We start from the raw sequence: 12,810 nt of genomic DNA on the forward strand, positions 1-12,810 counted from the left end.
AGCGCGACTGACAAGCTCGGCCCGCCGGTGAGCGCGAGGCCCGTCGTGAGCTACACCATCAGTTGGGACATCATCTCGGGTTGCGCAATGAGAACTTGGCGCGGCATCAAAACGCGACAGGTCCAAACCGCCTGATCATCACTTCAGTCCATCTCGCAATTCATGACACCTTGACGGACGTGACCGGTCAAAGCGCATCTACCGGGAAGATGCCGTGTTCCGATTGTGGGGCCGCTCAGCAAACTCGATGCCATAGCACCTCGGGAAGAAGCGCTGGCGAGAGGTTATGGCGACGCGCGCAGCCTCCAAACCGCGCAGCGGGTGGCCATAACCGGGTCTCGGGTCTCAACAGTGGTTTTGCATGAACCACACCGCTGAGGAGCCCCGCCATGACCGCTAGGGGCCGCCTTGGGCCCAAGATCGAGAAATTCCCACGCTGTCTTGCGCCCTCGTGACGATCTTGTTCGATAGGGCGTCCTTCAATTCCAAAGAACGGATCACACCATCAAACTGTAGGCACAAACCCTTGGGTTAGGGCAAAAATCCCCTTCGGGGAGGAGGGCTTCAGCGGGGCGCCTTCGCATGAGGCCGAGACGCTCGGCGCCTCTTATTGATCTGCGTCGCCTGTATCGCTGCGGGCCTGCGCCATGGCGGCATCGAGCTGATAGACCTTGCCCGCAAAGACCCGATTGCCGCTGAAGTCTCCGAACGGCGCGGCAGCACGGCGCAGGGACAGAATGTCTCCCTTGTCGATCCACCGTTGCAGATCGGCGGCAAACTCCGAATGCCTGCGGGCGCGGTCGAACATGGCGTCCAGCAGAATGCTCGCCTTTTTACCCGCATCGATCTCTTTGCGGAGCCTGTCGATGATCAGCGCCCTGTCCAGCAAATGAATTTCCCCGAGCTGTTCGTATTCATCTTTTCGGTCGGGGCTTCCTAATGCCCGCCGAGCGAAGTGCAACAGCATTGTCGAGAGAATGCCGGTTCAACTGCGCGAACCGTGATGTTTGTGATGCGGGTTCCGGCGACGCATCGTGGTGCTGTGACGCTGCTGAACGGGCGTTTGTGCCGATCCGGGCGGGCTAAAACACCGCCAAGCTGCCCGGGCGTTGTGCGTGCACGCATCGCACAGGCGGCGCACGGCGATCTGGAAGGCGCAGCTTTTCGGTGATCCGAAGCCGGCAAGGCGCTGACGCCGAGGGACGCGCCACGCCAGACCCGGCGGCGCATCCCTGTCAGCGGCGCATATCGGACAGCCAGCCAAGCCCTGTATCGGTCGTTTCCCGAGGTTTGTATTCCGCGCCAAGCGGAAGGGTCCACCCCAGCTTTTCGATGGCATCGATCACGAAGGCATAGTTGATCTCGCCGCGATCTGGCTCGCCGCGATCGGGGACTGCGGCGAACTGGATGTGTCCGATGATCGGCGCGAGGTCGCGGATGCGGGTGACCAGATCGCCCTCGGTGCGGCCGATGTGGTAGCAATCGAACATCAGCTTGACACCGGGCAGCCCCAGCTTTTCCAGCAGCGCGCTCGCCTGCTGCGAGGAGTGCAGGAAATACCCCGGTGCATCATGGCGGTTCAGCGGCTCGATCAGCAAGGTGATGCTGCCGGGGCAGGCCTTTCGCGCATAGCGCAGGTTTTCCAGAAAGGTGGCCTCGGCCTGCGGGCCTTCGGCAAAGCCGCACATGACATGGATCGCGCCCGCCCCGATCTGCACCGCATAGTCGATGGCCTGATCGATCGCGGCGCGGGCCTCGGGTTTGCGATCGGGCAAGGCGCAGAGCCCGTTTTCGCCGGGGTTGCCGCGCACGGTGTTGAGCCCCAGCATCGGCAGCCCGGTTTCGTCGAGCGCCGCCCTTACGGCGCTTGCGGGCACGTCATAGGGCCAGTGGCATTCGACCGCATCGAACCCGGCGGCCTTTGCGGCGCGGATCGCGTCGGGCAGCGACCTGTCGGCCCAGAGAAACCCAAGGTTTGCGGAAAATTTCATGCGTCCCACTCCACGTCGAATTTGGTCACGATGGCCTGCACCTGCTCGGCGCTGAGCGCACGGCGCGGCATCCCCCGCGTCATCATTGCTAGCCTTGCGGTGTCTTCGAGTTCTTCGATGGCGTTACAGGCGGCCTCGATGTCCTTGCCCGCAACCACCGGCCCGTGGTTTGCCAGCATCACCGCCGAGCGTTTGCCCGCAAGCCCGCGCACCGCAGCGCCCATCGCCGGATCGCCCGGCAGGAAGAACGGCAGAAGCTTCACCCGGCCCAGCTTCATCAGCCCATAGGGCGTCAGCGGCGGCAGGAAATCATCCGGGTCCACCTCTGGCATCATCGACAACGCAACCGCGTGGCACGAATGCAGATGCACCACCGCGCCCGCGCTGGAGCGCGTGTCGTAAAAGGCGCTGTGCAGGGGCATTTCCTTGGTCGGTTTGTCGCCGTCGATCAGGCGCCCCTCGGCGTCAAACCGGCTCAGCCGCGCCGGGTCCAGCCGCCCAAAGCTGGTGCCGGTCGGAGACACCAGCAGGCCTCCGTCTTCGGTCCGGGCCGAGATGTTGCCGGTGCTGCCATGGGTCAAGCCGCGATCGAACAGCGAGCGGGCCAGCAGGCAGATCTGTTCGCGCAGGGCGCTCTCGTTGGTCATGACACCCCCAATGCATCGGTAAAGAACCCCGCCGCGCCAAAGTTTCCGGATTTCAGCGCAAGGGCGATCCTGCTGCCGTTGCTGTCGCAGTAGGTCCAGGGCACGCCGGGCGCGATTTCCGGCCCGATGTCGAGCCGGTCCACCCCAAGCGCCTGCGTCACTGCGCCCGAAGTCTCGCCCCCGGCCACGACAAAGCGGCGGGCGCCCCGGTCGCGTGCAACCACAGCGCAGGCGGCCAGCGCTTCTTCGACGATGGTTCCGGCGCGATCTCGGCCCAGTTTTTCCTGCGCAGCGCGCACGCTTGCCGGGTCGGCGGTGGCATAGACCAGCGGTGCGCGGTCCAGATCCTGCGCGGCGATCCAGTCGAGCACCGCGCCATGCCCGTTCTGCGCCAGATCCAGCGGATCAAGCTGCAATGCGGGCGCGCCGCTGGCCAGATATTGCGCAACCTGGGCATTGGTCATCGCCGAACAGCTGCCCGACAGCAGCACGGCGGCCTTGGGCAAAGACGGGATGCTGACACCCGGCGCATCCGGCGCAAGCCCGCCCGAGGCGCGGTAAAGCGCGGGCAAGGGCATGGCCACGGCGCTGCCCCCGGTCATCAGCGGCATGTCGCGGCAGGCCTCGGCGATCACCTGCAAATCGCCATTCGCCACCGCATCCACCACCACATGGGCGATGCCCTCGGCCTCCAGCCTGTCTAGCGCAGCGCGCAGCGCCCCCGCCCCTTCGGCGACGGTCAGGCGATCCGCCAGCCCCACCGGCTGGCTCACCTGCGGCGCCAGCAGCCGCATCAGGTTGGAATCGCGCATCGGCGTCAGCGGATGATCCTTCATCGAGCTTTCGGCCAGCGGCTCGCGCCCCACGAACAGGTTCCCCATGAAGATCGCGCGCCCGTTTTCGGGAAAGGCCGGGCAATAGATCGTCTGTCGCGTGTCCAGATCGGCCATCAGCGCCTCGGCGACGGGGCCGATGTTGCCCTGCGGCGTGGAATCGAAGGTCGAACAGTATTTCCAGAAAAACCGCTCTGCCCCGGTCTGGCGCAACCATGCCAGCGCCGCGCGGCAGTCGGCAACGGCCTCATCGACCGGCGCGGTGCGGCATTTCAGGGCGATGACCTCAAACGGTGCTGTGTCGCGCGGCGGCTCTTTGGGTATTCCGATGCGAAGCGACACCTGAACACCGGAGCGGGCCAGCAGCCCGGCGAGGTCGGTCGCCCCGGTGAAATCATCCGCGATGCAGCCAAGATAGGTGCTCATCAAACTGTCCTTTCCGCGCGCTGGCGCGTCATTCCTTGGCTTTGGGCAGGGTCAGGCCGACATTGCGGGCATAAACCTTGGCGATGGCGGCGTCATCCTCGGGGCCCAGCCCCATGCCGACAGCGACCATGTATTGCTGTAGCGCCGCCGCGGTGATCGGAGCCGAGAACCCGGCGGATTTGGCAACGTCCAACACAATGCCCAGATCCTTGGGCCAGATGTTGATCTGGCTCTTGGGGCTGTAATCGCCATCGACGATATGCGGCGCGCGGTTTTCCAGCATCCAGCTGGTGCCAGCGCAGTTGCGGATCACGTCAAGGAATTTGTCGGGCGTGATGCCTTGGGTCATGCCAAAGGTCATCGCCTCGGCCATCGCGGCGATATGCACCCCGGCCAGCAGCTGGTTCACCGATTTCATCGCCGATCCCGGCCCGGCCTCGTCCCCCAGTTCGAACACCGTCTCGGCGCAGGCATCGAGCAGCGGGCGCGCGGCGGCAAAGGCATCGGGGCTGCCAGCGGCCATGACTGACAGCGCACCAAGCGCCGCCTTTGCCGACCCGCCCGAGATCGGAGCGTCAAGATACAGCAACCCCAGATCGGCGCAGCGCGCCTCCATCTCGCGGGCGAAGGCGGGGGCGACGGTGGCGCAGGACACAACGACCGCGCCGGGGGCAAGCCGCGCCGCGATGCCGGATGCGCCGAACAGCACCGCCTCGGTCTGCGCCGCGTTCAGCACCACCACCGCAATCGCGTTCAGAACATCGGGCAGATCGCCCGGCTGTCCACCCTCGGCGCGAAATCGGCTGGCCGCGTCCGCGTTGATGTCGACCCCCCATGTCGGATGCCCCGCGCGCAAACAGGATTGCGCCATGCCGTACCCCATGGACCCAAGGCCGATGACGGCGGTTTTGTAAGTCTGCACCATGTGCTGTCTTTCCTTTTTATCGCGTGGTCCGCTCGGCGGCGTCGCGGCGCATGGTGCGCACGCGCCAAACCCGATCCGAGGCGGTGATGAACATGCAGGTTCCGTCCGGCCCGCCGAAACACAGGTTCGATGTTTGCGCGGGCAGGCGGATTTTCCCAAGGCAACGACCATTGGGGGCAAGGCAATGCACCCCGTCCAGCGCGCTGGACCAGACGTTGCCTTCGTGATCGACCCGAAGGCCATCGGGCACGCCGGGGGTGATCGTGGCAAAGACCCGCCCGTTGCCAAGGGTGGTGCCAGTCACGTCAAAGACGCGGATGTGATGCGGCAGATCGTAATCGATGCCCGGAAAGCTCGCGCCCCGGATCGCGCCGGAATCCGCGATGTAAAGCTGCGTCTCGTCCGGCGAAAACGCCAGCCCGTTGGGCTTGTCGAAATCCGTGGCGCCGGCGGTCAGCGTGCCGTTGGGCTGCGCGCAGAACACGTAGCAGCCGTCCTGCTCGGCGGGGGCCGGATAGCCTTCGATATCGGAATTGATGCCGTAGGGCGGATCGGTGAACCAGACGCTGCCGTCCGAGCGCACCACCACGTCATTGGGCGAATTGAGCCGCTTGCCGTCGTATCGTTCAGCGATGATCTCGACGGTTTCGGGGTCTTCGGGGTCATGGCGGCGGATCACCCGCCGCCCGCCATGTTCGCAGCTGATCATCCGCCCCTGAAGATCGAGTGTGTTGCCGTTGGCGAACTCACTGTTGGCCAGCGCGACCGTTGCCCCCGCCCCCTCGCGCCATTTCCACATTTTCCTGGCGGGAATGTCGTTGAAATACAGCGTTTCATTCATCCAGACCGGGCCTTCGGTCCAGGTAAAGCCCGAAGCAATGAGCTCTGGCCCGGTCTGCGTGTCGATCATCGCCGCAAAGGCCGGGTCGATGATCTCGATAAAGGCATCGGCAGACATTCTCAGCCCTCCTTGCGGCGCAGAGTCTGGATCAGCAGCATGACCAGAATGATCAGGCCGAAGGTGATATTGCGCCACGCCTCCGAGATCTGCATGACCGACAGCACCGAATTGAGCAGCGTGATAAAGAACACCCCGCCGATGGTGCCGACCAGCCCGCCGCTGCCCCCAAGGATCGAGGTGCCGCCGATGACAACCGCCGCGATGGTCGGCAGAAGGTAGGGATCGCCCATGGATTGATAGGCCTGATTGGCGTAGCCCGCCAACAGCACGCCCCCCAGCGCTGAACACACCCCGGCAATGGCAAAGGCCGCGAACAGCACCGATGGCGTCGATACGCCCGACAGATAGGTCGCCTTTTCATTGTAGCCGATGGCCGACAGATAGCGCCCGAACCCGGTGCGGTGCAGCACCAGCGCCAGCACGATCGCCACCCCCATCCACAACACGAAGGCCATCGGCACGCCCAGAACCCCGCCCGTGGCGACGAATGACATCAGGCCGCTCGCCTCGCCCTTGGGGTTGAACCCGCCAGTGTACAGCACCGAGCTTCCCAGCAGGATCGAATTCATCGCAAGCGTCCACACCATCGACGGGATGCGCAGGATGACCACGCCCACCGCGTTCAGGCATCCGATCAGCGCCCCGAACCCAAGCGCCGCCGGGATCGCCAGCATGGTCAGCGTCGGATCGCCCGTCCCGGCCAGCGTGGTGGAAATCAGCGCGGCGCCGCCCAGCACCCAAGGCACCGACAGATCGATATGCCCCAGCAGGATGACAATCGTCGCCCCCATGGCGATCACGCCCAGAAAGGCCGCGATCTGAAGCTGCTGGCTCAGGTAATCAAGCCCCAGCATCTGCGGGTAGAAAACGCTGCCGACAAGGATCAGCACCAGCGTCGCGGCAAAGGGCACGGCAACGACCAGATCGAACGGTTTGCGAATTTGCGTGCTCATCGTGCAAAGACCTCCAGCCGGTTGCGGACCCTGAGAATTTCTGCGCCCCCGATGGCGATTGCGCCCGCCAGAACAAGCCCTTCGACAAGCGGTTGCGCCAGCGGCGGCAGGCCGGAAAAGAACATCAGCGCGCTGATGGTCTTGAGGATGAAGGCCCCGGCAAACGCCCCGATGACCGACCCGACACCGCCGCGCAGCGCAACGCCGCCCAGCACCACCGCCGCAATCGAATTGAGGGTGAAGTTGGTCGCGATCCCGGCATCGCCCGTGGTGGTGACAAAGCTGAAGTACAGCCCCGCCAGCCCGGCAAACAGCCCGCCAAGCCCAAAGCTTGCCATGCGCACGATGCGCACCTGAAGCCCCGATTGAAACGCCGCCTGCTCGGAAGAGCCGATGGCATACAGCCCAAGCCCCAGCCCGGTGCGCCGCAGCGGCACCCAGAACAGCCCGATCACCAGTCCCGCGATGATCAGCGCAGTGGGGATGCCCAGCACATCCAGCGTCATGGCATCGGCCAGGTCATAGTTGATCTGACCGCCCGGCGTGGGCCGCAGGATCAGCGCGAGGCCGACAAAGATCGACGCGGTGGCAAGCGTCACCACGATGGGCTGGATGCGGCCAAACACCACAAGCGCGCCGTTGATCAACCCGCACAGCACCCCGACCAGAAGCACAAGGCCCGCGCCTCCGATCAGCTCGATCCCGGTGCCGCCCAGAACATGCGAGGCCAGCGTGTTGGTCAGCGCCATCACCGCCCCGACCGACAGGTCAATGCCGCGCACGATCACCGCAAAGAATTGCGCAATCGCCGCAAGCGCAAGGATCAGGCACTGGTTGGCCCAGATCGTCATGACATAGGTGCTCATGCCGCGCGGATGGGTGCCAAGATAAACCGCCAGCAGCGCGACCAGAACGGCCAGCGCAATAACCTCGCGGCGGTTGGATCGCAGGAAATCACGCATGGGCCACCTCTGCGCCCATCTCTGTCGCGGGCATGTTCAGGGCCGCGGACAGGATGTTATTGGCCGTGACCTCATCCCCTTGCAGGTGGCGCACCACCCGGCCGTCGTAAAAGATATGCGTTTCGTCACACAAGTGGATGAATTCCTCGTAATCGGTCGAAAGCAACAGGATCGCGGTCCCCGCATCGGCAAGCTGGCGCAGCAGCCCATAGATCTGCGTCTTGGTCTTGACGTCGATGCCGCGGGTGGGGTCGGCCAGCAGCAAACAGCGCGGTTTGAGCGCTAGCCATTTGGTCAGCGCGACCTTTTGCTGGTTGCCGCCCGAAAGCTGCCCCACCGGTTGATCCAGCGTCGCGTATTTCAGTTCGAGCGCATCCAGATAGGGCTGGTAGAGCGCCGGATCGCTGGCGCGCACGCCATCTGTGCCAAGCGCCGCCAGTTGCATGTTGGCCCGGATGCTTTGTTGCAGCACCAGCGCCTCGGTCTTGCGATCCTCGGGCAACAGCGCGATGCCGATGTCCGGTTGTTTGGCCTGTTTGGGCGAGGACAGCGCAAGGTCGCGCCCTTCCAGTACAATGCGCCCGCTGGTGTTCTTGAGCACGCCGAACAGGCCGTGCAGCACATGTGCCTGCCCTTGCCCATCAAGCCCACCAAGCCCGACGATGGAGCCTTTGCGCAGGGTGATGTTCACATCCTGCAACGCCTCGCCCCAGCCGAAACCCTCTAGCTGCAGGACCGTTTCAGCGTCCGGATCGGCGGGGGATTTGGGCGGGAACAAATCGTCGATCCTCTGGCCGACCATCTTGCCGATGATGGCGCTGTAATCATGGGCCCCGTTGGCGAAAGTGTCGACATGGCTGCCATTGCGAAACACCGAGATCTTGTCGGCCAGCGCCTCGATCTCGTGAAAGCGGTGCGAGATTAACAGAACGCCGACCCCCCGCGCGCTTTCCGCGCGGATCAGATCGAACACTTTGTCCACCACCGAGGCATTCAGCGCCGAGGTCGCCTCGTCAAGGATCAGAAGGCGGGGATTGCGGGCCAGCGCCTTGGCGATCTCGACCTGCTGGCGCTCGGCAAGGCTCAGGTCGGCAACCCGCGCCCGCATGGAAATATGGCCGCCGTCGATCTGCGCCAGAACCTGCTGTGCGCGGGCGATCGCGGTTTTGGGAAGCCGGCCAAGGCCGCTGCCCGGTGCGCCCAGCAACAGGTTTTCACGCACCGACAGGTCCGGCACCAGCGACAATTCCTGAAACATGCAGACCAGCCCGCGCGCCACCGCATCGCGCGGCGAGGCAAGCGTGGTTTCGGTGCCATCCAGATAAATCGCGCCCTCGGTCGGGGGGATGACGCCCGAGATGATCTTCATCAGCGTCGATTTCCCGGCGCCGTTTTCACCAAGGACAGCGTGTATCTCGCCCGGGTGACAGGCGAAATCGACATCGTTCAGCGCACAGGTCGCGCCGTAGCGTTTCGTCACGCCTTTCAGGCGCACGATGGGGGGATCGTTCGGCGTCAAGGGAGGCTCCCTGGCATCTTGTGGATAGCTGATTTGTGGGCGGGCGGCGGGCAGCCCGGCGAAGAGCTGCCCGGCAAGGATCAGCCGTTGTCCGGCGACTGCCCCAGCAGCTCTTGTGGCGTGAAGGGGGCAAAGCAATCGGGGAAACCGGTGCCGGTGTTGAACGATTTGGGAAGGTCGGGGAAATAGGTTTCGCCTGCGACCAGTTCATCCGAGGTTGCGCGCGGGATCGGCAGGAATACGGTCTGCGGCAGCTCGTTGCCCTCGAGCAGCGCAACCGCGGCTTCCAGCGCGATCGCCGACATCGCCGGGGCCTGCGCGGCGGACACGCCCGGAATGCCCAGATCGGCCATTGCCATGCGCACGCCGTTTTCACCGTCCACGCCCATGGGCACGATCGGGTGCCCTGCGGCCTGAAGCGCGTTGATGGTGCCCAGCGATCCGTGCTGCGAGACCACCGCATCGAATTCGCCATGGGTCGCCAGCGCGTCCGAGACGACCTTCTGGCTGGTGCCGGTGTCCCAGTTGCCGACGACCTCGACGATTTCCAGCCCCTCGACCTTTTCAAGTACGCTCATCATTCCAGCGCGGCGGTCACGGTCGGTGGCGTTGCCCGGCAGGCCATTGACCATAAGGATCTTTTCCGCCTTGCCATCCAGCAGGTCCATCACCGCCTGGGCCTTGATGCGGCCAAGCTCCAGCTGGCTTTCGTTGATCTGCACGATCTTGTCGGAATCGAGCACATTGTCGAAGGGCACCAGCACGGTCCCTGCCCGTTCGGCGCGGCGGATCACCGGCTCGAAGGCGCTGGGGTTCACCGCGATGAAGGTGATCGCATCGTATCCAGCGGCAATAAAGTTATCGATGGCAGCGATCTGCGCGGCGCTGTCATTGCCCACCGAAACCACGTTGAATTCCGCGATTTTCTCGGCGTTCTCGGGGCGCGCGGCCCAGGCCTTGGCGGCCTGAATGGCGGCGATGCGCCAGTCGTTCCCGGCGAAGCCGTTCACAAAGGCAATCTTGTAAGGGCCATCCTTGGCCTCATAGCTGATGGTGCCAGTGCCCGGCGCGGGCGCAAAGCATTCGGGCCGATAGGTATCGGCCAGCGACATGCCGGCACTGCACAGAACGACAGCCGAGCTTAGCAGAAACTGCTTCATGGTTCTCCTCCCAGAGATGCTATGTTTACGTAAACATCTGGGATGCTTATTTCTGTTTACGTAAACACTTGTCAAGACGTTTCTTGATGGATTACCTCTGGAGAGGTGGCGGCAGCAGCTTTGCCAGCGGTTCCGGTCAGGAGGAAGAATGGACTCACGACCCACGATGGGCGACATCGCGGCCGAGGCCGGTGTCAGTCAGATGACCGTATCGCGCGTGCTGCGGGGCACCGGACAAGCCTCACCGGACGTGCAAAAGCGCGTGGAAACGGCGGCGCGCAAACTGGGCTACGTGCCCAACCGGCTTGCAACCGCCCTGCGCGACGAAACCACGCCGCTGATTGCCGTCGCGCTGGCGACCCTTGGCAACCGGGTGTTTTCCGAGGTGCTGAACGGCGTCAACGAAACCCTCGCCGCGCAACGCCTGCAACCGGTCTTTGGCGTCACCGAATATTCGCTTCAGCGCGAAGAGGAACTGGTGCGCGACCTGCTGTCCTGGCGGCCCCGTGGCATCATTCTTTCCGGGCTTGAACATACCGAGGCGACCCGCGCTGCAATTCGGGCTTCTGGCGTACGCGTGGCAGAGGTGATGGACCTTGACGGCGAGCCGATTTCGGCCGCCTTTGGCCTGTCGCAGACCGAAGCGGGGCGCGTGACCGCGCGGCACATGCTGTCCAAGGGCTATCGTCGGTTCGGCTATATTGGCAGCCAGAGCGGCCGCGACCTGCGCGCCGACAAGCGCTTGGCAGGGTTTCGCCAGACCGTGCGCGAGGCTGGCGGACAGATGGTGACGGAACATGTTTTCGACGGATCGTCCTCGATGATTGCCGGGCGCAGGGGCACGCAGGCGCTGCTTGATGCTGCCGACCGGCCCGAGGCGATCTATTACTCCAACGACGACCTTGCCGCCGGGGGCATAATGCATTGCCTCTCCTCGGGAATTTCGATTCCGCAGGAGTTGGCCCTTGCGGGGTTCAACGGGCTGGCCTTTCTGGAGGCCCTGCCGATCCGGCTGACGACGGTGGAAACACCGCGCCTCGAAATGGGACGGCGCGCGGCGCTTTACGTTATGCAAGATGACCACGAGACAGAGTGCGCCGCACCGGCCCGCATCGACCTTGGCTTTCGGCTGATCGAGGGTGAAACCTGCTGACAGGATGTCATGGGGCGTCTCCGTCAAGCCGGTGTCATTCCCTCGCAGGCCCGCAGGCGTGATCGGGCGGTTGTTTCGGGATCGAGGCCGATCAACGTGCCCTGCCCCGGAAGCACATTTATCTTTTCCCCAAGCGCCAGCATCCGGATGCGCGTGGATGACCAGATTGCCCTCGACCATGCCTGGATGAGCTGCGGGGATCATGCCCCGTTAGGGGGCGGATCCGTCGGCGGGCTTGGGCTGGGCAGGAGAAATGGTCAGCCTCGAGCGAACCGTCGCGCTGACAGCCCCGGGAACGGCGCGGATCGAAGAGATGCGTCGCTACCTCGTCAGAGATAGCGCTCAACAATCTGGCGCAGGGACAGGGTTGCACCAAGCCGACTGCCCAAAAGGAACAGGCCGCCTGGCAACTTTATCCGTCAGGCGCCCTGCCCCCCCGTAGTTTGCGCGCTTTGCATAGAGCGTTAGCGATATTGACGAGTTTTTGTGCGACCGCAGTGATGATGTTCTTGTGTGGATTTCCGGCGTCGCGCAGTCGCTACGCGCAGGCTTTCAGGGGGGGATTTGCAGCGACGAGGGCGGCCGGGAACAGGACATGCCGCAGGGCGCGCTGTCCTTTGGCGATGGCTCGTTTGCCCAGCAACGCACTGCTGTCGTGCGCTATGGGGGCGAGCCCCGTCAGAGCTGCGGCCTGTTCTGCGGATATGGCCCCGAACTCGGGTCGGCGATCAGCATAACGCAAGCAACGGGGCCGCCTCCGGGAATGGAGCGCAGGATACCGGCGGTTTCGACCAGTGTTCCGTCGGCCGCGACGGCTTGCTCGATGCGCGCTTCCAGCTCCGAGATCCTGGGTTCGAGCAGAGCCTTCAACTCCATGTCGGTGAACAGTCCAGCGCTCGCGCGTTTTTCGTGTGCCTTGATCTGGGCAAGTAGCCGCTTTGGCATTTCGACAAGTTGCGCTCACTTCGATGTCAAAGCTCTGATCGCGCGCAACTTTCCGGCCGGATGGCTACGTCCTGCCTCGGGGCGCAATACCATGATGCGGGCAATGAGTTCCGCATCGATCCGTCTTGGCCCGGGCACCACGACTGGCGGCAATTCACGCGCGACGATCCGCAGCGCGCCCAGCGAAGCCCGTAACCGCCACTCCTGCCCGCTGGTAGCTTCGAAGCAGACCAGAGCGCCACGCCGCAGCGCGAGAGACGGGTAGTGTCCCAACGCTTGGTGTAGGAGGCCGCGCGCGGAGCCCCCGGCGTAGCGCAGCGCGCGGCCGGGTGTGA

At 64.3% G+C, this 12,810-nt stretch carries 14 protein-coding genes; 1 reads left to right on the forward strand and 13 read right to left on the reverse strand.

Going from position 1 to position 12,810, the window contains the following annotated elements; translation table 11 throughout:
• Nucleotides 1-607: 607 nt before the first annotated feature.
• From Q4543_RS22225 to Q4543_RS22270, 10 genes are all read right to left on the reverse strand, one after another.
• Complete coding sequence (locus Q4543_RS22225; RefSeq protein ID WP_216003067.1) at nt 608-967, reverse strand: hypothetical protein; 360 nt, start codon at nt 965-967, stop codon at nt 608-610.
• Between the two features lie 268 nt (nt 968-1,235).
• On the reverse strand, nt 1,236-1,991 hold the full coding sequence (locus Q4543_RS22230) for a hydroxypyruvate isomerase family protein (protein WP_303441985.1): 756 nt from the start codon (nt 1,989-1,991) through the stop codon (nt 1,236-1,238).
• Complete coding sequence (locus tag Q4543_RS22235; RefSeq protein WP_216003065.1) at nt 1,988-2,638, reverse strand: aldolase; 651 nt, start codon at nt 2,636-2,638, stop codon at nt 1,988-1,990. Before Q4543_RS22235 ends, Q4543_RS22230 begins: the two co-directional genes overlap by 4 nt.
• Nucleotides 2,635-3,897 (reverse strand): 3-oxo-tetronate kinase, encoded by a 1,263-nt coding sequence (gene otnK, locus Q4543_RS22240; RefSeq protein ID WP_303441988.1) that lies wholly within the window; start codon nt 3,895-3,897, stop codon nt 2,635-2,637. Before otnK ends, Q4543_RS22235 begins: the two co-directional genes overlap by 4 nt.
• 28 nt (nt 3,898-3,925) lie before the next feature.
• The gene (gene ltnD / locus Q4543_RS22245) at nt 3,926-4,822 is read right to left on the reverse strand and encodes an L-threonate dehydrogenase (protein WP_303441990.1); all 897 of its coding nucleotides are present in this window, start codon (nt 4,820-4,822) and stop codon (nt 3,926-3,928) included.
• A 16-nt stretch (nt 4,823-4,838) separates the two neighbouring features.
• A complete protein-coding gene (locus Q4543_RS22250) occupies nt 4,839-5,780 on the reverse strand; it encodes an SMP-30/gluconolactonase/LRE family protein (protein WP_303441991.1) in 942 nt (313 codons plus the stop codon).
• Between the two features lie 2 nt (nt 5,781-5,782).
• Nucleotides 5,783-6,736: an ABC transporter permease gene (locus tag Q4543_RS22255; protein ID WP_303441993.1), complete on the reverse strand. Its 954-nt coding sequence runs from the start codon at nt 6,734-6,736 to the stop codon at nt 5,783-5,785.
• On the reverse strand, nt 6,733-7,698 hold the full coding sequence (locus tag Q4543_RS22260) for an ABC transporter permease (protein WP_303441994.1): 966 nt from the start codon (nt 7,696-7,698) through the stop codon (nt 6,733-6,735). Before Q4543_RS22260 ends, Q4543_RS22255 begins: the two co-directional genes overlap by 4 nt.
• Nucleotides 7,691-9,217 (reverse strand): sugar ABC transporter ATP-binding protein, encoded by a 1,527-nt coding sequence (locus Q4543_RS22265; protein ID WP_303441996.1) that lies wholly within the window; start codon nt 9,215-9,217, stop codon nt 7,691-7,693. Before Q4543_RS22265 ends, Q4543_RS22260 begins: the two co-directional genes overlap by 8 nt.
• 80 nt (nt 9,218-9,297) lie before the next feature.
• Nucleotides 9,298-10,377: a sugar ABC transporter substrate-binding protein gene (locus tag Q4543_RS22270; RefSeq protein ID WP_303441997.1), complete on the reverse strand. Its 1,080-nt coding sequence runs from the start codon at nt 10,375-10,377 to the stop codon at nt 9,298-9,300.
• A gap of 148 nt (nt 10,378-10,525) precedes the next feature.
• Between Q4543_RS22270 and Q4543_RS22275 the strand changes: the two genes are divergently transcribed.
• Nucleotides 10,526-11,530 carry a LacI family DNA-binding transcriptional regulator gene (locus Q4543_RS22275; protein WP_303441999.1) on the forward strand — a complete coding sequence of 335 codons (1,005 nt, stop codon included), beginning with the start codon at nt 10,526-10,528 and terminating at the stop codon, nt 11,528-11,530.
• 538 nt (nt 11,531-12,068) lie between these two features.
• On the opposite strand, the gene Q4543_RS24695 is transcribed toward Q4543_RS22275, so the two are convergent.
• The 3 genes from Q4543_RS24695 to Q4543_RS22285 form a co-directional block, all read right to left on the reverse strand.
• Nucleotides 12,069-12,272 carry a transposase gene (locus Q4543_RS24695; protein WP_368502185.1) on the reverse strand — a complete coding sequence of 68 codons (204 nt, stop codon included), beginning with the start codon at nt 12,270-12,272 and terminating at the stop codon, nt 12,069-12,071.
• Nucleotides 12,209-12,475, reverse strand: a complete 267-nt coding sequence (locus tag Q4543_RS22280) for a hypothetical protein (protein ID WP_303442001.1) — start codon at nt 12,473-12,475, stop codon at nt 12,209-12,211. The genes Q4543_RS24695 and Q4543_RS22280 overlap by 64 nt, the downstream gene beginning before the upstream one ends.
• A 15-nt stretch (nt 12,476-12,490) precedes the next feature.
• Nucleotides 12,491-12,810 (reverse strand): hypothetical protein (locus tag Q4543_RS22285; RefSeq protein WP_303442003.1); only part of this gene is annotated, 320 nt, incomplete at its 5' end.

This window comes from Salipiger sp. 1_MG-2023, from assembly GCF_030547555.1.
GTDB lineage: Bacteria > Pseudomonadota > Alphaproteobacteria > Rhodobacterales > Rhodobacteraceae > Salipiger.